General features: G+C 65.3%; 17 protein-coding genes and 1 pseudogene. 12 read left to right on the forward strand and 6 right to left on the reverse strand.

The window, feature by feature from the left end; all coding sequences use genetic code 11:
• Window positions 1–67 precede the first annotated feature (67 nt).
• Both OG735_RS41745 and OG735_RS01100 read right to left on the reverse strand, forming a co-directional pair.
• The gene (locus OG735_RS41745) at window positions 68–1,756 is read right to left on the reverse strand and encodes a ricin-type beta-trefoil lectin domain protein (RefSeq protein ID WP_442812362.1); all 1,689 of its coding nucleotides are present in this window, start codon (window positions 1,754–1,756) and stop codon (window positions 68–70) included.
• Window positions 1,757–1,812: 56 nt separating this feature from the next.
• Complete coding sequence (locus OG735_RS01100) at window positions 1,813–3,192, reverse strand: aldehyde dehydrogenase family protein (protein ID WP_327321248.1); 1,380 nt, start codon at window positions 3,190–3,192, stop codon at window positions 1,813–1,815.
• 1,241 nt (window positions 3,193–4,433) lie between these two features.
• Between OG735_RS01100 and OG735_RS01105 the strand changes: the two genes are divergently transcribed.
• From OG735_RS01105 to OG735_RS01115, 3 genes are all read left to right on the forward strand, one after another.
• Window positions 4,434–5,528: a hypothetical protein gene (locus OG735_RS01105; RefSeq protein WP_327321249.1), complete on the forward strand. Its 1,095-nt coding sequence runs from the start codon at window positions 4,434–4,436 to the stop codon at window positions 5,526–5,528.
• A gap of 139 nt (window positions 5,529–5,667) precedes the next feature.
• Window positions 5,668–6,708, forward strand: coding sequence for a hypothetical protein (locus OG735_RS01110; protein WP_327321250.1), 1,041 nt, complete (start codon window positions 5,668–5,670; stop codon window positions 6,706–6,708).
• A gap of 89 nt (window positions 6,709–6,797) precedes the next feature.
• Entirely contained in the window at window positions 6,798–9,536 is a 2,739-nt protein-coding gene (locus OG735_RS01115; protein ID WP_327321251.1) for a LuxR C-terminal-related transcriptional regulator, read from the forward strand.
• A gap of 184 nt (window positions 9,537–9,720) precedes the next feature.
• Here OG735_RS01115 and OG735_RS01120 read toward each other — a convergent pair whose 3' ends face one another.
• The gene (locus tag OG735_RS01120) at window positions 9,721–11,034 is read right to left on the reverse strand and encodes a helix-turn-helix domain-containing protein (RefSeq protein ID WP_327321252.1); all 1,314 of its coding nucleotides are present in this window, start codon (window positions 11,032–11,034) and stop codon (window positions 9,721–9,723) included.
• 429 nt (window positions 11,035–11,463) lie between these two features.
• Between OG735_RS01120 and OG735_RS01125 the strand changes: the two genes are divergently transcribed.
• Both OG735_RS01125 and OG735_RS01130 read left to right on the forward strand, forming a co-directional pair.
• Entirely contained in the window at window positions 11,464–12,534 is a 1,071-nt protein-coding gene (locus OG735_RS01125; protein ID WP_327321253.1) for an esterase/lipase family protein, read from the forward strand.
• Window positions 12,535–12,757: 223 nt separating this feature from the next.
• Entirely contained in the window at window positions 12,758–13,486 is a 729-nt protein-coding gene (locus OG735_RS01130; RefSeq protein ID WP_327321254.1) for a L,D-transpeptidase family protein, read from the forward strand.
• A 114-nt stretch (window positions 13,487–13,600) separates the two neighbouring features.
• Here OG735_RS01130 and OG735_RS01135 read toward each other — a convergent pair whose 3' ends face one another.
• Window positions 13,601–14,269, reverse strand: a complete 669-nt coding sequence (locus OG735_RS01135; RefSeq protein ID WP_327321255.1) for a response regulator transcription factor — start codon at window positions 14,267–14,269, stop codon at window positions 13,601–13,603.
• Window positions 14,266–15,372: a sensor histidine kinase gene (locus tag OG735_RS01140; RefSeq protein WP_327321256.1), complete on the reverse strand. Its 1,107-nt coding sequence runs from the start codon at window positions 15,370–15,372 to the stop codon at window positions 14,266–14,268. Before OG735_RS01140 ends, OG735_RS01135 begins: the two co-directional genes overlap by 4 nt.
• 451 nt (window positions 15,373–15,823) lie before the next feature.
• Between OG735_RS01140 and OG735_RS01145 the strand changes: the two genes are divergently transcribed.
• Window positions 15,824–16,024 (forward strand): hypothetical protein, encoded by a 201-nt coding sequence (locus OG735_RS01145; protein ID WP_327321257.1) that lies wholly within the window; start codon window positions 15,824–15,826, stop codon window positions 16,022–16,024.
• A gap of 20 nt (window positions 16,025–16,044) precedes the next feature.
• On the opposite strand, the gene OG735_RS01150 is transcribed toward OG735_RS01145, so the two are convergent.
• Window positions 16,045–16,818: an IclR family transcriptional regulator gene (locus OG735_RS01150; protein ID WP_327321258.1), complete on the reverse strand. Its 774-nt coding sequence runs from the start codon at window positions 16,816–16,818 to the stop codon at window positions 16,045–16,047.
• Window positions 16,819–17,932: 1,114 nt separating this feature from the next.
• Between OG735_RS01150 and OG735_RS01155 the strand changes: the two are divergent.
• The 6 genes and pseudogenes from OG735_RS01155 to OG735_RS01180 form a co-directional block, all read left to right on the forward strand.
• Window positions 17,933–18,660, forward strand: a pseudogene (locus OG735_RS01155) (acyl-CoA dehydrogenase); the annotation flags it as partial.
• Window positions 18,661–19,029: 369 nt separating this feature from the next.
• The gene (locus OG735_RS01160) at window positions 19,030–19,545 is read left to right on the forward strand and encodes an SDR family oxidoreductase (RefSeq protein ID WP_327328171.1); all 516 of its coding nucleotides are present in this window, start codon (window positions 19,030–19,032) and stop codon (window positions 19,543–19,545) included.
• Between the two features lie 92 nt (window positions 19,546–19,637).
• Window positions 19,638–19,925 carry a hypothetical protein gene (locus tag OG735_RS01165; RefSeq protein WP_327321259.1) on the forward strand — a complete coding sequence of 96 codons (288 nt, stop codon included), beginning with the start codon at window positions 19,638–19,640 and terminating at the stop codon, window positions 19,923–19,925.
• A 12-nt stretch (window positions 19,926–19,937) separates the two neighbouring features.
• Window positions 19,938–20,345, forward strand: coding sequence for an aminotransferase class III-fold pyridoxal phosphate-dependent enzyme (locus OG735_RS01170; RefSeq protein WP_327321260.1), 408 nt, complete (start codon window positions 19,938–19,940; stop codon window positions 20,343–20,345).
• A 15-nt stretch (window positions 20,346–20,360) separates the two neighbouring features.
• Complete coding sequence (locus OG735_RS01175; protein ID WP_327321261.1) at window positions 20,361–20,513, forward strand: hypothetical protein; 153 nt, start codon at window positions 20,361–20,363, stop codon at window positions 20,511–20,513.
• A gap of 43 nt (window positions 20,514–20,556) precedes the next feature.
• Window positions 20,557–21,111 (forward strand): type II toxin-antitoxin system RatA family toxin, encoded by a 555-nt coding sequence (locus tag OG735_RS01180; RefSeq protein WP_327328172.1) that lies wholly within the window; start codon window positions 20,557–20,559, stop codon window positions 21,109–21,111.

The raw sequence follows: 21,111 nt of genomic DNA on the forward strand, positions 1-21,111 counted from the left end.
GATCGGACGGGACAGCTTCGAGCCGTACGGCATCTGCGGAGGCTCGTGGTGGAGCGGATCCAGCCGGTCATCCGATCCCCTGACGCCACAGCTGAGGAATCGACCGGTTCTCGGACCGGGTCCGGAAGGCAACTTGACCGGACGCGGTCACCGTCACGCTGAGCACCCGTTCAAGATCGGACGCGAGTCGCACGACACCGTTCTGCTCGACAATCCGCGACGGCCAGCTCTTGGCTGTAAGGCTGTCCGGGCACTCGCTCAGTACAGCCCGGTGTCCAGAGGCGGCCAGACATGTTTCGGGAGAGTCGCTGATACGCATCAGGCCGGTGGTCCTGTCGAGGTTCCAGAGCTGCGCCGGAGAGACGTCACACGGGCGCACGGCCAGGGTTCGTTCAGCCGAGGAGGAGGGCCCCACCGCGCTGAGGCAACGGCCCGTGGCCAGGTGCTGGAAAGGTGCGTAAACGGGTCCGGGTGAGTTCTGCGGAGCAGGCGTCGCGGGCGAGGCCGGGGGCTCGACCGTAACCCGATGCGGAGGCGTGGCCGGGGACGGGTTCGGGGGCGGGGAGGAACTGGAGGGGCGGGCACCGTAGTACGCCCCGAGTGCCGCGGCCAGGAGGGCCAACGCCGCAGCACTACCCACAGCAGCGATCCGCCTGAGCCGAGGACTGGTGAGAAAGGCTGCCCTCCTGTGCCGTCCCGGCTGGACAGGCGTCTTCGACCGACGAGGCGCTTCCGGCTCCACGGGCGGATCCGCCCCCCGCCTCCGCCTACCGTCAGTACTGTCGGGCGAAATGCTGGAATTCAGGTGAGGAGACGGGTTCGCGGTGGCCCCGTCGAGGGGGGAGCTGCGAACCTGCCCCAGTACGCTTCGCCGTTCGGAGCAGAGGCCGAAGTACCCCGCGCCCGGCGACCCGAGCAGTACACACGCCAGGAGTGGACCGGGGCCCCGTTCCAGCTGTACCAGCGTCCGTACCACCTCGACGCAGGCAGAGCAGGAGGCGAGGTGATCGGTAACGGCCGGGTCTGGAGGAACATCCACACGTTCTGTTGATGCCCTCAGCAACCCCAGGTGGGCACGGCAGCCATCACTGGGCGAAGTATCACGGTAGACGTCGAGGTAGCAGTCCCGAAGTGCGGACCGGGCGCGTCGCAGACCTTGGCCGATGTCCTCCACCGGAAGTCCCAAAATACGCGAGACACGTTCAGGTGGATCCTGTTCGACGAGAACATGCCACAGCGTGCCCTGCGGGGCACTGGTGAGCAGGGCATACGCCCCGTCGAGGCAGCGGTTCGTTCGGGCTTCGGTATCGGGTGGTCCGAACATGGCCAGTGCGGCCTTCGCCGTAGCTCGCAGGACAGCCAGTCGCCAGGAGCCGCGCGGGGTCCCATTTCTGCGAACTCCCTCAACCACCTCCGTGAAGCCGGCGGCTGCCAGTTCTCGCGCCTGCCCAGGATCCGGGCAAAGGAGCCCGGCCAGCAGAGTTGCGGCAGGCAGGTGCCGGAGCTGCAAGGCGTGCCGGGCGGACTGCGCCGCCCCACGGCTCTCCAGCAAGAGAGACGTCAGCGCGGCATCAGGAAGGCCAGCAAGACGCTCGTTGAGCGAGGCAGCTTCCTTCTGTGACATCGGACCTCTTTCTTCAGACGTCAGTCGGCGCAGGAACCAGTGCCGAGCCATGGCCTCGTCGAACGACCATCGCTCCGTCCCGCTCCTCCCAGTACGAAGAAAGTCGGAATATCGTTCAGCATTACGAGACATAGTTCATCGGGAGTCTCAACCGGAGAGTTCACGAGAGGGCGGGGCAGCACAGCCCGTCAAACAGCAGTACTTTGACGAAGGGTGATCGTGCGGGTCCGCGTGAAGAAGTCCATGCCCGCCTTGCCCTGCTCACGACTGCCGTGGCTCGATTCCTTCTCCCCCCCGAAGGGCACGTGAAAATCGACGCCTGTCGTCGGAGCGTTGACCTTGATCAGCCCCGTGTCCAGCTCGTCCGCGCAGCGCAGAGCAGTGCCGAGACTGCTGGTGTGCACCGAGCTGACGAGCCCTTGAACGACACCGTTGGCCGCGGCCAGGGCAGAGTCCAGATCGGGCACGGCCACCAGCGCGGCGACAGGGCCGAATATCTCGTTACGGAGGAGAGGGTGCCCGTCGTCGAGCTCATCGACGAGCGTGGGGGCGATGTACCAGCCCTGGCGAGAGCCGAGTTCGAAACCGCCCGCCAGGACGCGGGCACCCGCCACACTTTCCAGAACCGCGGCACGTGCCTGTGCGGAGATCACTGGCCCGCACACAGTTCCCGCTGCCGCTGGGGGGCCGACCTCGATACTCTTCAGGGCCTCGACGAGTGCCCCGCGCAGCGGAGCGGGATCACCGACCACAATGACACGCTTGGTCGCCGTGCACTTCTGGCCCGCGTATCCGGCGATGGCCCCGGCGATCTGGGTTGCCGTCTCGTCGATCTCGGCATCGGGCATGACGATCGCCGCGTTCTGACCGCCCATCTCCGCCTGCACGGGCGTCCCTGAAGCAGTCGCCGCCTGGACAACGGCACGACCTACTGCGGTTGACCCTGTGAAGGAAACGACGTCAGCCGACTCGACAAGCGCGGCGCCCGTCTCCGCATGCCCGGGCACGACCGTGAACAAGCCCTCCGGCAGTACTTCTGCGAGCAATGGGGCCAGCTCGAGTGCGCAGGCCGTAGCAGGCGGAGCGGGCTTTAGTACCACGGCGTTTCCTGCCGCGAGAGCGGGAGCGGCCTTCCACACCGGTATGGCGAGAGGAAAGTTCCAGGGCGTGATGAGACCCGCAACGCCGTGGGGTGAGCGGCGGGTGAGGAGCATGCCCCGGCCTTGGGCCGGCTCATGGACGGCGCCGATCGGGTCGTAGGGCTGCTGAGCGTAGTAACGCAAAATCGCGACCGCCCGCGCAACCTCGCCTCTTGCTTCCGCCGACGGCTTGCCGACCTCGCGGGAGATGAGGTCGATGAGGATGTCTCGAGCTTCCTCGACCCGCTCAGCGGCAGCGTGGAGAGCTGCCGCACGGTGGGTTGCTCCACTGTGCCACCACTCTCGCGCCGCCACCCGCGCACGCTCCACAGTCCGCACTACGCCGTCCCAGCTGGTCGCGGGCGTGTAGACGAGGACCTCCGGGGGGTAGTCCGGATTGCAGCTGACGACGTCGGCGATCTGTTCCATCGATGGTCCTTCGGTTCGCTTGTTCCGAGAGCGGAGTACGGCCCGGGACATCCAGCGTGAGAAGGAGCGTTCTCGCCGATCAGACTCGATCCCAACGAACAAAACGCCTGACGCTGAAGTCGCCGCGCCCGAGGAGAATTTCGGCTGGCACGCTGGGGTTCCCCAGGCGCCTTCCATCTCTGAGGCGTTCAGCAATGCCGAACCATTGGAATGTACCATGTCACCGTTTATACCTCCGAGGACGTCGTCACCCGGTGGCGACGCATGCACTCCTGCGACCTAGCAGGGCGCAGCGAACGAAGAAGGCATACCTCCACGCGGCATGCCCGGCGGCGACCCCGGCAACAACACCCAGGACGACGCGCCAAGTGGCCGCCATCGCTGCGGAATTCCCATACCCGTAACGAGCACTTCGTCCCATTCGCTACCGGGCAACGACGGCGCCACGGGCGTAGCGAGTGTGGGGCGGAAGCTGGGGTCATGACCCCTCCTGCCCAGCCCGGGCTCAACAAGCTTCCAGAAGGTTCATCCAAAGTCTTGAAATCATTCACCTATTCAGTAACACTGAACGCCTTCTTGTAACGCTGAACCCAAGCGCACTCCAACGTCGCAAGGTGCCCGCCACGCACGTGGTGTGTGGTGTAACGCACTCAACCGCACCATGCGACGACGCGCAGACGGAGAGGCAGAGCCAGACCGCTGCCTGACCTCCCAACCACCGCACAGCGAGTGAAGGCCGTCCCATGCACGAACCCCCTGGGATCGACACCGCAACAGCTCCCGCACCACTCGACCCGGCCCCGTCCGGCAGGGACCCGACCACCGTGTCGCCCTTATCCGGTCAGTCATTCCCACTGACCGACCCCGCGATGAACGCGCTGGGCGTGTGTCGTCCTCAGGCGAGGGCCCCGAGCGACAGCGGCTGCAGAGTTCCTCGATCAATTGCCTCTTCGCGACAGTCGCCAGAGCGTTCTGGCCAACGTGCGATCCGCGCATCGCCCGTACGCCCGGGGCGTTGGGGAACCGAGAATTCACCCCAACACCTTCCTGACTATGCAATGTCACAGTTCACATAGGTTTCCAAGTCCGGGCCATCTTCAGGCCTGTGCAGACGACCAGCGGATCAGGGAACCCACCGCAAGCATGACCGAGAGCAAAGGCAAGTTCCTGTGCATCACAAGGCCCAGCGATCGCGAAAGAAGATCGCCTTCGCCGCAGCATGCGCCGTGACGGTCTCCGTAATGGCGCCCCTCCTCGTCCAGCAGGCCAATGCTGCCCCGCCCCTGATCTGTCTAACCGGCACCCTGAAGGCCAGGTTCGCCGACGCCGAAGCCCGCTACAAGGTGACCGAGTCAGCCGTCCGGAACGCCACCTGGGTACTCATGGGCAAGAGAAACGGGACCGGCTTCCGGCAGCTCGCCAGTGGCGCAACCTTGAACAACGGCAGCTTCAGAGCCTGCGCCGCCTCCGCTGCCACGATGGACGAGGCCTACGTGGAATTCCGCTCCAGCGGACTCGACAAGTGGCGAGTGATCAGCGACTACGAGAAGCCCGAGACATCGCTGCACACACTTCAGTCGAAGCACCTTCGTAACGTCACGGCGAACCGTCGGGTCGGTGTCGTCCTCGCATCAGGCAAGGCCGGCGGGGCCTTCAGGATGGTCGACGCGCTCAACGAGCTGTATGTGGAACGCAACAGCGGCACCCCTTGCTGGACACGGCACGAGACCGGAACGCCCTGCAGTCAGCTGACTGTCGTCTGGCCATACTTCAGCCGTGGCCCGTTCTTCGACCACAACAATGACGGCAGCGGCACCAACTTCGTCTTCCTGCCTCAGGTGGATGCCGGCTCCCGGCACACACTCCTTCACGAGGCCGGCCACGCCTACATGTACGCACTGTTCAACAAGCAGATCCCGCAGACCGACTGCCCTGACCCGCACTACGTCATCAAGAGCGGCGGCCTCAAGTGTGCATGGATCGAAGGGTTTGCCGACGCCGTCGCCGCCCACACCCTGGGTGACAGGCAGTACGTCTGGGGCGACCCGACGCACGATCCCCAACGACTGCGCCTCCAGCCCCGTGCGGACTGGGAGCAGGGCGACAAGGTCCAGGGCCGCGTCGGAAGCGCCCTGCTCGACATGTGGGCCCGTCCCGGTGAATGGAAGCGAACCATTGACGTGATGAGCAAGGCAAAGGAGCCCATCCCTGACTTCCAAGCCTTCCTCAAGGCCAAGCGAGAGGCCTATCCGGCGTTTGCCGCCCGAGACTCCGTCATCGCAAGGAAAAACGGGCTCACCTACCCGGATTCCCCCTCACGCGTCAGCCCGCGCTGACGGAGGACATCGCAGCGGGAATGCGGATGTCCATTTTCTCTGACCACGGGTGACATGTCACCGGTCATCTCTCTCATCACTCTCGTACAACCGGTCCCCCACTCATGGCAGGCAGTACCGAAGCAAAGGCCGTGTTCGCATGAAGCACAAGGCCAGGCCGTCGAAGAAGAAGATTGTCGCTGGAGCATGCGCGGTGACTGTCTCGATCACAGCGCCCCTGCTGGTGCAACAGGCGAACGCGGCCGATCCGGAGGTCTGCGTCAGCGGTGAGCTCACGGCGAAGTCCATCGATGCGGAAGCCGGACACGTGGAGAAGGACACACTCGTCCGCAACGCCGCATGGGAGCTCTCGGGCAAGACCGGATCGCGCACGACCACCATCGTTATCCGCAGCGGTTCCACGGACGACCATGGGTTCTTCCGAGCTTGCGCACAGGGCCCGATGAAGGATGCCAAGCTGAGGTTCAGCGCCAAGGCCACTAATCGGTCACAGCCTTGGCAAGTCAGTCCTGGGAACGGGAGTCCCTATACCTTTGAGACAACCCTGGGGCAGGTCACCAAGAGCGAGGCCGTAACAGCGTCAGCATCGGGCGACGTGGGCACGGCCCTCACGATGATCGACACCCTCAACCTGCTGAACCGGCAGCGTGCGATTGATGCTCCACTCACTGTCGTGTGGCCGAACAGCCAAGGCCCTCAGTGGGGCGACGACGACAAGATGTACCTCAATCGGAATGACGGCCGGTCCAAGCACACATTGCTCCATGAGGCAGGTCACTATGTCATGGACCGGCTGAACGGGCTGCCGAAAAACACATGCCCACTCGGGCATGGAATTCACTCGCGCACCGATGCCACATGCGCATGGTCCGAAGGATTCGCCACCGCGGTGGCCTCCTACCTGCTCAAGGACCCGGAACCCGTCTATGTTTTCGGTGACCCTCAGGTGCGCACCACGAACCTGGCACCCGCGAACAAAACAAGGGGGCAAGGTAACGACATCGAGGCAAACGTCGCCTACACCCTGATTCAGATCTGGAGGGACGACAGCGGCCGGCAAAAGACCCTTGATGTGATCAGGGACAATCGCGGTGCGTTCGACAGCGTCCAGGCCTTCCTCAGGAAGAAGCAAGACCCCAACGCGAACAAGCGCGCGGAAGCGAACGGCATCGTCCTTTAGACCGGAACAGCGGCAACACCGGACAGCCGGTGCGCCCGGCCCGGACGATGTCCGGGCCGGGCCTCGCGCGCGCCGGGCCAGGACCGGTCTTGCCGTCGCCGTTCCCACACATGATGTGCGGCCTTCCCGTGCTGCCGAGCGAGCCGCGGAACGCGCGTCACTTGGCAAGCTCAATGGTATATACCATTACAATGGCAGTCATGAGTGAAACGCATGATCTGATGGGCCGCGCCACGGTGGCCCGTCAAGTGGAGCACTTCCTCGTCACCGGTACCAGCGTCGTTGTCACCGGCGCCCCCGGCATCGGCCGAACGGCGTTTCTGGACCACATCGCCGAGCGGCTGTCGACGACCCATCACGTCTTGCGGAGCACAGCGCTGCCATGCTGTGCAGATGTCCCGCTGGAGACGCTCCATGACCTCCTCGTGAACGTCGCAGACTCTGCGGGGGACGCAGCGGGCATGGACCGGCGGGCTGCGCTGAACGTGCTGAGCGACCTCGCACGCACCACAGCGTTGACAGTGATTCTGGACGACGCGCACCACCTGGACACGGCGACGGCCGATGCCCTGACGCTGGCAAGACGCCGTGTGCGGGGTCTGACAGTGCTGGCATCTGTACCCGAGTCTGCACGGTGGTTAGAAGCGCTTCCTCCAGTGCGGGTCCTCACGCTGGAACCTCTCCATGACGGCGTCGTCACCAAACTGCTGGAACAGCGGTACGGCAACCTTCCCGAGGAACTGCGCCTCTTGGTCGTGGAGTTGAGCAGCGGCAACCCCCTCTACGCGATCGAACTGGCGAAAGCCCTGCGCTCCTGCCTCAAGCCGCTGCGCCCCTTCGAGTCGATACCCATCACTCCAAGGCTGCGCGCGGTACTCGATGAACGGCTGCACTTCCATGGCGAATTGGACAATCAAGTGCTCCTCGCGGCGGCAGCTGCTTGGCGTCCCACGCGTAGGCTGTTGGCTGCATTCGGGTCCGACGAGTCGATCGCCCGGGCCGAGCAAGCCGGCGTGCTTGTCTCCGACGCGGCAGGCTGCCTGCGCTTCACTCAGCCGCTGTACGGCCGCCACCTCTACGTCTCCGCCTCGGTCACGCGCCGCCGTGACACCCACGCCGCACTCTCGGTCCTCGCATCGGACCCGCTTGAAGAGTTACGGAACCGAGCGTTGGCAACCCGGGGCACCGACCGCTGCCTCGCCGCTGCGCTCGCTGCCTGTGCGAAGGAAGCCGCCCGGACCGACCCGTCGCTCACTCTGGAGCTGTCTTACCTGGCCTGCGTGAAGACCCCACCGGATGCCCAGGAGACGCTGGCCACTCGGCTCCTTGCCCAGAGTACCTACGCTCTTGGCAGCGGACGCCCCCTCCTTTCCCGGCACCTCGCGGAGTCCGCGATCAACATAGCCGGTCCTTCCGTGCGAGCCACGGCACGGCTTCAACTTGCCGAGGCGGCAGGCGAGGACTCGCCGGCAGCCACCGAATTCCTTGACGCAGCCCTGGCAGACGCGAAGTCGGACGCCCGCGTCGAGGCCCGCGTCCGACTCGCCCGGGCCAGGGCCTTGCACAACCAGGATCTCGAAGCGTCCCTCGAGGAGGCGGCCCGCGCCGAGAAGGCTGCCCGACAGAGCCAGGACGACGACCTCCTCATCAGCATTGAGTCGTGGCGTGGTGTGGTCGAACTGACAAGTGGCAGAACTGAAGGGGCTGAGCGTCTGGAGTGGGCACACAGACATGCATTGAGACGTGGACTCTCGGTACCCGCGGTGCAAGCTCGCCGGATGTGGGCGACAGAGCTGATGCACCAGGGCGAGAGCGCTCGAGCTCTCGCGGCTGTCCATGATCTGCGTATCGAGGTGGAGCGGCACGAACAGGCCCAGGAACTCGGGGGTGTCCTGTCCACCTGTTCCGCTCTCCTGGACCGGGCAGGACGTTGCGCCAACGCTCTGGTGGTGGCGCGAAGGGCCGAGCATCTGCTCAAGGTGAGCGATCCCTTTGCTTCGCTGCTCGCACGTGCCGCCGCCGAGGTGAACGCGGGGTCGGCCGCCGTGGCTCTCGACCGTGCGACGCGGGCCCTGGAGAAGGCAGGCCCCTCCCATGGAAACCGGGCCGTGGCGCTCGCCGTCGTCGGGCGGGCACAATTGGTGACGGGCGACGTGGAAGCGGCGGTGGGGACGTTCCAGCAACTCGCCGTGCTCACAGAGCACATGGGTATGTCCGACCCGGCAGTCACCCTTTGGCAGGCCGACTTCGCCGAGGCTCTGATCGCCGCTCGCCAACCGGTCAGGGCCTATCGCGTCATCCGCCACGCTCTCGACGAGGCTGACCGGCTGGGGCGCTGGGCGGCACTTGTCGGACTGAGCAGAGCCGAGGCCCTGTGGCGCGCGGCAGACGGCGACGCCACCGGAGCAGCCACCGGCCTGCGTGGCGATCTCGACCGCTGGTATGACCATCCATACCGCCTCGACATCGCCCGCGGTCATCTGGCACTCGGGAAAATCCTTCGCCGCTCGAGGCGCAAGGGGCTCGCACGTGTGGCTTTGACCGAGGCCTTTGAGCGGTTGACCATCGCTGGTGCCGCGCCGTGGGCTCAAGCAGCGGCTTCTGAGCGTGCCCTGCTTGAAGGGAATTCCGACCAGCAGAACGGGCCCAGTGCGGTGGAGGAACAGATCATCGAGATGCTGAAGCACCGGGCCTCCAACCGGGAGATCGCCGACACTCTCTGTCTGAGCATCAAGACCGTGGAGGCACACCTCACCCGCCTGTACCGTCGACACCGAGTGCGCAATCGGCGCCAACTCATCGATTCTTTGGACAGGGCGCGGCCGTGATCAGCCGTGTGTACTCAGGAGGCGAATCGAAGACGCCCTGGGCCCCTGACAAGCGGTCGACGGAAAGGTAGGACAGTGACGCGGGCCCGTCAACGAAGAGCGGGGCATCACTTTCCCAAGTCGTCTCACGGGGCAGATTCATTTCCTCAACACACTCGTCGCAGTCAGCACTTCGTCCAGGTTCTCAGCGGCTCTGTCTGGGACCGTACTCGTTCTGAGACGCCGTCGCTTCCGGGCCTGCTGCGGCCGCACCTGCTTGTGGACGAACTTCTTTTCCTTGCACGGCCGGAGAGAGCCCTCTCCCCAGCCGACGAGCTCTGAGCGCGACTTCCATCTCGAAACGTCTCTCCGGCAAGCGCAGTTCGTCACCAAAGAGCTGCTCAATACGACGGACGCGAGACCGCACTGTCTGCGGATGTACACCCAGATTCGCTGCCGCCTCGCGCGCATTCCCGGCTGTCTCTATCCACGCCAGCAAGGTGTCGGAAAACCGGGCCTGCTGCTTGCCGGTCAAGCCCCGCAGCGGTCTCAGCAGTTGCTCGATCAATACCCGTACCAGATGCTCGTCCTTCAGAAGCACCATTGTGCAGAGGTGGTCTGCGCCGATCAAGACGTCTGGTCTGCCCTCCAGACCCCGCGCCCCGAGTTCGAGTAGTTCCCGGGCCCAGACCAGCGACCACGCGGCATCGGCAATCGCCACTGGGGGACCCACGGCCGCATGGCGTCCCTCGACCAACTCCCGCACCCGCTGCCCGGTGTCAGGACCCCAGTCGGGCACGAACAGGAAAGGCAATGGTCCGTCGGTTGCGAACAGCACTTCGTCACTTAACGGGTGCTCACTCCACTGCGCATCCGCGGCGCTCAGCGGGGCCGGCGCCAGGGCCACGCCGGACAGGACGGGTGGAAGAGGCCACTCCGCTGCGTCAGCGAGCTGCTCGAGGACGGCCACCGACAGGGACGGTTGGGCCGTCAATGCCTGCACGAGGCGAGTTCTACGCCGCTGCTTCTCATCACCGTTGCCCGCCGCCGCCTGGTTGTACCCCTCGACAGTGAGACGTGACAGCTCGTCTATGTACGCGAACACCGCCTCGGCCAGGCGGTACATCTTCGCGGGCGAGACCCCCTGTCTGGTGCCCACTTCGATCCAGCGGCGCCAGGCAAGCCGCGCCCCCAGCCGGTAGGCGGCCTGCAGAGCGTCCAGGCTTCGCCCACCGTGCATTTCCCCACGCCCCAGCGCACGGTAAAGCTCTGCTGCCTCCGGGCTCGGCCACGGTGTGCCGGTCGGCCGGGAGACACGCAACACGAATTCGCTCAGCGCTCGCTCCACCCCTTGGCGGATGCGACGCCGGTACGGCCCCTGGAACACATCGGAGAATTCCGGAATTTCCTGCCGGATCCTGGTCACGATCTCTTCGGAGAGACGCGGCAAACTCGACGTAAGGGCCGATGCCAGCCCCTGCGGCAGATCATTCCAGTCTATCCCTCGGAAGGCCTGCAAGTCTCGTCCCACCTTTGGTTCCTGATTCTGTAAACGATGGATGGTCCGGCGTCATCGGCGATCCACGTGCACAACCCGTGCCTGGGAGCGCCATTCAGCCCGGTCCTCGTCCGGCCCGTATCTGTGGGCTGTCCCTTGATATACGGCAGCGCTTCCCGGATCAATCCTCTCAGGAGACCGCGCTCACGCAACCCTCGCAGAACCCTAGTCCTCAGCTCAGTTGGGGTGCCGCACGTCGAAGTGCCCCCACCTCCCAGGCAGCCGATTCTCCGACGGAGGCCGGCACGGCACTTAATCGTGAAATCACTCACCGTGGTGAGCGTAATGCCCACGGAAACGCTATGCGGTGCGCGACTTTCTCCGCCTCGGAATTCTGGGCGTTGACCCGCGGATTCCCGATTACTACGTTCCTTCCCGGATCGCGGGCCGATGGGGTGCAGTCCGCACACTCTTTCGTCGGCATCATCCGCGTCAGCGCGCCACCGTCCTGATCACTTCTTTACTGCCCGACACAGGGCACCCCCGAGAGGAATTGCCGTGTACCAATCGGCCAGAAGAGCCAAGCGCACCTCCAGACGATTCGTGACGCTCGCAGCGGCGGCAGCCCTCGCTTGTGCGGGGGTCACGCCGGCGTCAGCGGCCGACCGCCAGGACCGGCCCGTCCGCCACAACTTCGCGGAAGCGTTCTTCTGGAACGTATCCACTCCCCGCATCGCACCGGACGGTGCCAACGACTGGTCCTGCAGGCCCAGTGCCGCCCACCCCCACCCGGTCATCCTGCTCCACGGGACCCTTGAAAACATGCACGACAACTGGGCTGCGGCCGCTCCCCTGCTGGCCAACAACGGGTACTGCGTCTTCGCCCTCAACTTCGGTGGGCTGACTCCTGACGCATGGGCGCAGGGGACGGGCGACATCCGTGACTCCGCCCATGAGTTGGCCGCCTTCGTCGACGCCGTACGGCGCAGCACGGGAGCGGCCGAGGTCGACATCGTGGGCCATTCCCAGGGGGCGATGATGCCCCGTTACTATCTCAAGTACCTGGGCGGCGCGGACAAGGTCAACCGCCTTGTCGGACTGGCCCCACCCAATCACGGAACCACTCTGGTCGGCCTGACCGAACTCGGCAAGCAGCTCAACCTGTTGGGACTCGTGAACAGCGGCCTCAATGCAGTCGCCCCCGCCATGACCCAACAGGAAGTCGACTCCGACTTCCTGAACGACCTCAACCGCAACGGCGACACGGTCTCCGGTGTGCACTACACCGTGATCGCCACCAAGTACGACCAGATCGTCACCCCCTATACATCTTCCCTGCTCAGTGGACGAAACGTCGACAACATCGTCGTCCAGGACTCCTGTCCGCTGGACTACAGCGAACATCTGGAACTCTCCTACGACCCCATCGCCTTGACACTCATGCTCAACGCACTTGACCCCGCACATCCGCGGCCAGTTCCATGTCTGCTCGTTCTCCCGCTGACCGGCCCCGTTCTGTGACAGCGCCCAAGCAGGGGCTTGGCCAACACGGTTGAAGAAGGGCAATAGCCTTCACGCGCGCTCGCAACACTGGACTGCCCTACTGCCGGCCGGCGGGGCCAAACGGCGCGAAACACGAGTACGCCAGAAAATCAACACTCCCTCTGTTCACGTGCCCATTCCAAGGGTAGTATGCAATTTCACATGTCACATGTAAAGGTTCACCTTGAGAAAAGAGCTCGCCATGCCTGCCTCACGAACTCTCCTCGCAATAGCCGCTGCCCCACTGCTCCTCGTGATGGGCTGCGCATCGACGGACGCATCACCAGCGGCCCCCTCCACCACTCAGCAGGGCAGCAACAACAAGGCACACCGCCCGGAGCCGCGCGAGATACCCGCGCTCGGCAAGGCAACCCGTGCCCGTGTCCCGGCCGACGCGCTCCAGGCCGTACTCGTCACTGGCGACGACAAGGATTCCAGCCGGTCCATGGTCTTCCGATACACACGAGATGCCGACGGCTGGAAACTTCTCGGCGACCCCTGGCCCTCCCACACCGCAGACAAAGGCTGGACCGACCACCATGAGGAGGATGACCTGCGCTCCCCCATCGGCGTCTTCGGTCTCACCGATGCGGGCGGCCTGCTCGACAACCCGGGCACCAAGCTTCCTTACGACCACAATTCCCAGTTCACCATCAGCGGCAAGGGCATCCAGGGAGAGCCGTTGGACGGCTCGTTCGACTACGTCATCGCGATCAACTACAACCGAAAAGCGGGCATGACCCCTCTCGACCCGAACCGCCCGATGGGCAAGGGCCGCGGCGGCGGCATCTGGATCCACGTGGACCACAACGGCCCCACCCACGGCTGCGTCTCCGTCTCCCGCGACCACATGCGCGAACTCCTGCGCTGGCTGGACCCGGCGAAGAAACCGGTGGTCATCATGGGGGACGAGACAGCGCTCAGCCGCTGAGACCTGCGCTCAGACCGGATATATGCGCTCAGACCGCGCTCAGGACGAACATAAGGGAAGCGGAGCGACTGGCATCGCGGTCGAGGTGAACCTTGGGCCCATCGACAGCATCGCTCATGTCCCGGGAGTGAGGAGGCCGGACTCGTAGGCGATCATGACGAGCTGGGCACGATCGCGGGCATTGAGCTTGGTGAGGATACGACTGACGTGCGTCTTCACCGTCAATGGCGACAGAACCAGCGTTTCTGCAATCTCGTTGTTCGACAACCCTCGGCCCACAACGGCCAGCACATCTCGCTCCCTCGGACTCAACACGTCAAGTTCCGGGGCATGCGACTCCGGCACCGACTCGTCGCGGCGGACAAACTCCTCGATGAGATGCCTTGTACGCTCCGGCAGCAGCAGGCTGTCGCCCATGGCAACTGTCTTGACTGCGGCAACCAGCTCGGCCGGCACCGTGTCCTTCATAAGGAAGCCGCTGGCGCCTGCTTGCAGCGCTCCGAAGACATACTCATCGTGACCGAACGTGGTGAGGACAACGACCTTCACATCGTTGAGCTCCTCGTCGGCGGAGATGATCCCCGTAGCTGCGATCCCGTCCATGCCAGGCATCCGGATATCCATCAGCACGACCTGAGGACGCAGCTCCTTGGTCAGTGCGACGGCTGCCTCGCCGTCGTCGGCCTCCCCCACCACCACCAGCCCAGGCTCTGAGTCGATGAGCAATTTGAAACCGGAACGGACCAGCACCTGGTCATCCACCAGCAGCACACGCACTGTCATGACGCCTCCGTCGGGATGGTCGCCTTCACTTGGAATCCCGGCGAGCGCCGTCCCGCCTCAAGCGTTCCACCCACCGCCTCCACCCTCTCCCGCATGCCACGCAGACCCAGCTGAGAACTGCTTTCCGTCGACGCCATCCTCACCCCACCGCCGTCGTCGGTGACCGCGACTCGCAGGTGCCGCTCGTGGAAATGGACCTCGACCTCAACCTGGGCACCCTGGCCTGCGTATTTCACGGCGTTGGTCAGAGCCTCCTGCACCAGCCGATAGACCGTGGAGCCTGTCACGGCTGGTACTTCCCGCACATTCCCTCGCAGCGTGTAGTCGACATTCACTCCACCTGCCCTGGCCCGGTGGACCAGCGCAGGCACGTCGTTCAGGCCAAGCACTGGTGCCACAGGCAGCCGCTCGGGATCCGCCTGCCGCAACAGCCCCAGCGTGGTTCGGATCTCCTCCAGCGCAGTGCTGCTGGCCACTCTGATGCGTTCGAGGGACTCACGTACCTGTCCGGGATGTTTGTCGATCACATGCCCCGCGACACCGGCCTGCACGTTGATCATCGCCATGCTGTGGCCGATGACATCGTGCAGCTCCTGCGCGATGCGCAACCGCTCCGCCGCGACCCGCCGGCTCGCTTCGATCTCTCTTGACTCCTCGGCGCGCTTCACACGCTCTTCGGCAGCCTCTCGATAGTTGGCATGAGCGTCCACGGCCACTCCGATCGCGGCCGCAGCGACGAACCAGCCGAGCTGGGTACCGTTGCGCAAATCAAATGACGGCACATGGCGTGCCCACTGAACGGTGGCGAAGACCGCGACCAGACACACCGCCGTGCAGAGGACGGTCACGCGTACCGACTGTGTCCGTCCGATGATGTACAGAGCGAAGAGCACGGGGTAGGCGGCCGGGAACACGAGGGCGGTCAGAAGCACTGACGCCAGCGAAAACCCGAGCGCCCACGCCAGCGCCGGAATCGGCCATCGTCGGCACCATGGGAGTGCAAGGCAGCTGGCCACCGCCGTTGACGCATTGGTCCAGTCCGGCGCATCACTTCTGACGAGCGCGGGGAAGGCAATCATCACCGCGCAGACTCCGAGCGCCACCAGCCAGGTCCTGGCACTTTCTCCCATGTTCCGAAACTAGACCAAGGAAGCTGGGACACCCATCAGGAGATCCCCCCAATACTCTGCTTTCTTGCTGTATCACTCTGAGTAGTGGGACGAAGGGTTATACATCTCTCAGGGTACGGACGGACCGCGTCCATCGGCGGGGGTACCAGGAGTGCACTCTTCAGGTGGACGCGATGGGTCCCCTGCACCGGTCAGTGTGGTTGTTGTCCCCGCCTCACCCTCACACCACGCACCGGAGCGCACGTTGTCTACGCAAGAATTCCCCCACATCCACCCCGCCGCCCGTCCCACCTACGGCGCCCCGGACAGCGCTCACCCCGATGGTGACGCACCGTGCCATAGCCTGTCCTCGCCGCCTGCTGCCTCCGACCAGCACGGGACAGAAGTGTTCACAGCGCCCGTCTTTGACCCCATGTCGCCGCCGATGGAGCAGTGGGTTGTCACCATGCCCTTCGCCACACTCGACGGCCGACAAGGCACCCAGGACTTTGTCGTTTCTGCCCCTGACGCGCTGAGCGCACTGGCCGCTGCGGTGACCTGTGCGAACGAGGACCATGCCGCTCGGCACCGCCGCCACGCGGCCATCGACACGGAGGCAGCCGTCATTGCCCTCTGGCAAGAATGACGGTTTTGTGTGGGGTTTGGTCAGGCGCGTGCGCCGGCTCCCCGGGGCGCGCCCAGCTCGCGCGAGAGACTGCGGCCCGCCTCACGAACCGCCACAGCCAGCTGCTCCCGGTTCGCCCCGGCCAGAACCCGCTCGACCGGACCCACCACACCGATCGCGCCCACAGGCAACCCCGAACTGTCGAAAACAGGCGCAGCAATACCCGCATCCCCCACCGCGGACTCCTGGTCCTCCACCGCATAACCCGCCTTGCGGATCTCCTCCAGCTGCTGCCCCAGCCGCACCGGCTCATCCACACTCGCCCGCGTCAGCACAGCAAGATCCCGCTCCAGCAGATGATCACGCAGCTCCCGCGGCGCATGCGCCACCATCACCTTCCCCAGCGCACACACATTCCACGGAATACTCGCCCCGACCTCCGAGACCTGAACCGCACCCCCCGGCCGGAACGCATGATGCACCACCAACGCCTGATCACCGGAGAGAACAGCCACCCACACCGCCTCATCCGCACGCGACGCCAACACATCCGCCCACGTCAACGCACGCGTACGCAACTCCTGCGTATCCAGATACGCATTACTCAGATACACCAGCCCAGGACCCAGGCAGTACCTCCCCGTCTCCGCATCCTGAACCACCAGCCCCTCACCCTCCAACGTCCTCAGCAACGCATAAGCAGTCGGCTTCGCCACCCCCAGACGATCCGCAAGATCAGTCACCCCCAGCCTCGGCCCCGAACCAGCCAGCTCCCGCAAAATACGCACCGCCCGCTGAACCGCCTGCACCATCATTGGCTCCCCTCGTTCAGCCTCACCGACCAGCGTTCCCGAAACACTACCCCCCAGTCACCCTCACCGACCGCATCGTACTCAAACACCCCACCAAAAACCCCACCGGCACAACCAGACGACGTAGACGGGAACACATACATAGCGGGCTCCCTTCGGCCCCGCCATTTTCACCGCCTCACGGGACCGGGAACTCGTCAACGCGTACGCCCAACTCGGCACCCCCACCGGCAACATCCACTTCCGCCACAGCCGCAGTTCCACCATCAGCAAAGCCCAGGCCTCCGAACTGATCCGCTTCCGCGAGGACCAACACCCCGGCGCCAAGCACTACACCACCACCTGGTGCAGCGACACCGACCCCAACCACCGAACCCTCGGCCAGGCCCTGCGGGACCTCGCACTGTTCTATCTGTCCTAAAACGTTGGTCATGATCGTTCGACAGAACATTGTTTCGATAGAATCCGGTCAAGTTGCACGGGCCAAGGCTGGTCACACTCCCCAAACCCGTGCCGCTCCCATCACGCCACAGAGACTCCTCCGCCGACTACAGCCCTCACATGGGCGGTAGTGCATGGCGCCGTAGCACCCGGCACAGGCGATCGGCCTGCGCACCGGCAAGGGCTCGGTGCCGTCCCGGGCGCGTTCACGGGCGCCGGATCACGGCGCAGAGCGCCCACGGTCGCCTCACCGGTCAACACGTCGGACACCTGACCGGGGCAGCATCGGCCGGACCTGCCATTCGCACCCGCGGACAAATCGCTGAGCAGGAATGTGTCCGGCCAGACCGAGCGCCCGGGGCTCATCGAACAGTCGGCCGCCTGGCACAGCGTCGACGCCGCGCTTCACGCCGCCGCTCGACCGTCAGCCTGGTGAGGGCGTTGGGCGAAGGGCGTAGAAGGCAGCCTGAGGTGCTCTGACAGGCCGTCTACGGATCGCACCCGACCGTTCCGGCGGTTCGGGGCCTCGACCGGCCGACCTGTCCTGGCTGTACGTCGGCGACCTCGGTGGCGTAGCGGCCCGGCACGCCGCTTACCTGGCCACCCGTCACCAGCCGGACCGGTCTTCGCGGTCGACGCCTCGCCCGCCGAGTCCGGCATGGCACCGAGCGGCTGCGTGTCCGCCGACGTCACAGCCCAAGGCGTACGAATCAGCGGCGTCAAGCGCCCCTGCAGCCTGGCCCCTCCATGGACCTGCTGACCGCAAGCGTCACTGTGCCCAGGGAGGACGGCGAGGGCGATGAGCTGGCGGTAGCACTGATCCCCCGCCGAGAGCGAGGGGCTGACTGTCAGTGACTTCTGGTCCAGAAGATTCCTCGCCGGTGCGGAGAGCGGCCAGGTCACCCTCGACGATGTGCTGGTACCAACGGAGTTGCTGGTGCGCACCGCCTCCCCGTCCGGGCAGCGGATGGACGCAGTACAGATCGCCGGGTTCGTTTGGTTCGAGGTGCTGATGACAGGCAGCTATCTCGGTGCGGCGAGTGCACTGGTGGAGCACGTGCTGACCAATGACCGGGTGCCGGAGCACGAACGCGTCGGGCTTCTGATCGAGATCGAGGGCGCAAGTGCCGCAGTCGAGGCCATCGCACGCCGAGTTGATGCCGAGGGGCCGGACGAGGCGACGTTGGCGGACTCGCTGTACGTGCGGTACTGCGCACAGGACACCATTGCCCGGGTGGTACCGCGTGCCGTGGAGCTGTGGGTGGTTTGAACTTCATGGCCTCGGACGAGATCGGGCAACTGGCTGTCAGCGCCGCCGGTCTGAGTCTGCACCCGCCGACGCGGTCCCGGATGGCCGGGCCGCTGGCCGGCCATCTCGCCAGCCGTCCTCTCACCATCGCCTGACCTTTCGCCTCGGTCCCTCCTCAATCCCCTTCCGTCTCACCTGTCTGACCGGGCTGACCACTCCCCTCCTTTCTTTCGGTCGCCCTCCCTCGCGTTCCCTGTCTTGTCCGCTACGAGCAATCGAGGAAGCCCCCGATGACTGAGTTACCGCAGCGGCTCACCGACGTCCCGTCCGCGTCACCTCCCTGGCCCTATTCGGCCGGAGATCGACCCACCCTCCTCCTCACCGGCGGCACGGCGTCCTTGGCCGGGCGCTGATCGACGAGCTGTTGGCCCCAGTACCGGATCATCTGCCTCCGGCATCGCACGCCGCTACAGGATCCCCGGGTCCAGGAGGTCACAGCCGATCTGCTGGCTCCTGGCCTCGGGCTGCAGCCCGCCCTTTGGCACCGCCTTGCTGAGGAGGCGGATGTGGTGGTCCACTCGGCAGCCGCCACCAACTGGCGGGCTGATCCGGACGAGATCCGCCGCACCAACGTCGACGGCACACGCGCCATGCTGGACCTGGCCGCTGCTGCGGGAGCGGCGATCTACTACATGAGCACCGCTTTCGTGGCCGCCAACCCCTCTGCCCCACGAACACTCTCAGCAGTTTCCCGGCGCCGCCTCGTATCTGGCGTCCAAGAGGAGTGCGAACAAATGGTGCGCGATTCCGCGCTGCCGGCGACGATCTTGCGCCCTTCCGTCGTGATGGGCGACTCGGCAACCGGGCGCATCGCCGGGGCACAGGGGCTGACCAGGACCCTGGGTGCCATCGTCAAGGGCCAGGTGCCCGTGCTCCCCGGAGCCCCGGAGGCAAGGATCGACACTGTTCCCCAGGATCTGGTTGCCCGCGCCACGGGCGATCTGATCCGCAGCGGTGTGACAGCGGCCCGTACTGGCTGACTGCCGGTACACACGCCCTGGCGCAGCACGAAGTCGTGGACATCTGCCTGGAGTTCGCCGAACACTACGGGCCACGACCTCACAAACCCCGGATGATCCCGCTGGAATCGGTGCACAGGCTCCTGCTGCCGTTGATCGAAGCAGCGGAATTCCCGGCGTCCCTCCGGCAGAGGCTTCGGGACTATGCGGAGCTGCTGCTGGTCTTTCAACCGGACCTGCCCCTGGGCACATCATTGGGCACGACACAGGACACCTCGGCTTCGGTGCGCTGCGGCGAGTCCGTGTCCCGAGAATTCCTGCGAACAGCACTGATCCGTAACCTGGAGTACTGGGCCTGCCAACCGGGCGGAATGCACACACGACGTACCCACGGTGCGTAAGGAGCTGGCATCATGACCATGGCCCTTCCTGCGCCCCGCGCCCACGGTCCGGAGACCGTCAACCTGTACCGCAGACACCTCGGCTCAGGCAAGGCTGCGCTCGGCGCCATGCTCGGCGGGATGGTGGAGGTGGACTCCCAGGGGCCATGGGTACACACCCATGACGGCCGTCGCTTCCTGGACTTCGGTGGCTACGGGGTATTCATCCTGGGCCATGGCCACCCTTCAGTCGTCGCCGCCGTAGACCGGCAATTGCACCGTCATCCGCTCGCCACACGGGTCTTCCTGGAGCCCGTCGCGGCCCGCGCCGCGCAGGTCCTGACGGCACGTACGCCTCCCGGTCTGCACATGGTCCACTTCGTCAACTCCGGAGCCGAGGCGACCGAGGCGGCCCTGAAGCTGGCCCGGGCACACGGGTGAAACGCCCTCGTCAGCATGGAGTCCGGCTACCACGGCAAGACCCTCGGCGCTCTGAGCGTCACAGCGAACCGGATGTACCAGGATCCGTTCGCTCCGCTGCTGCCAGACACCACCACGGTGCCCTACGGGGACAGTGCGGCGCTGGAGGCGGCTGGAGGACCGGCGTGACCGGGCCTGCGTGATCCTCGAGCCGGTTCAGGGCGAGGGCGGAGTGCGTATTCCGCCGCCCGGCTATCTCTCCGAGGTGTCCCGGTTGTGCCGCCGGTACGGGGCGTTGCTTGTCGTGGACGAGGTGCAGACCGGTCTCGAACGCCTGGGTTCCTGGTGGGGGGTGGATGCCGAAAAGGTGATCCCGGACATCCTGCTGGTTGGCAAAGGTCTCAGCGGCGGGGTGGTCCCGATCGCCGCGATGGTGGCCACCAGCGACGCCTACCGTCCTTTATCCCGCGACTACTGGACGGAACGGGATGTCTTCTCCCCTGCGGAGCTGACGCTTTCGTTCGAGCAACTGTCGGGCGACTTCGAGACCTTCGAGGGCTCATGGCGTTGTGAGCCTGCGGGGACAGGCGCAGGCACAGTCGTCACCTTCCAGGCCACGTTCGACCTGGGAATGCCTCCGCTCACCGCGATTCTCGACCCCGTGGCGGAGTCCACGCTGCGCAACAATGTCGTGCGGATCCTTTGGGGCCTGCTCGGCACGGTCGCCTCGGTCGTGCCGGCTGACGGGCCCGAAGGAGCCAATCTTGTTCGTACCGCACGTGACTGA

The sequence above is a fragment of the Streptomyces sp. NBC_01210 genome (assembly GCF_036010325.1).
Lineage (GTDB): Bacteria > Actinomycetota > Actinomycetes > Streptomycetales > Streptomycetaceae > Streptomyces.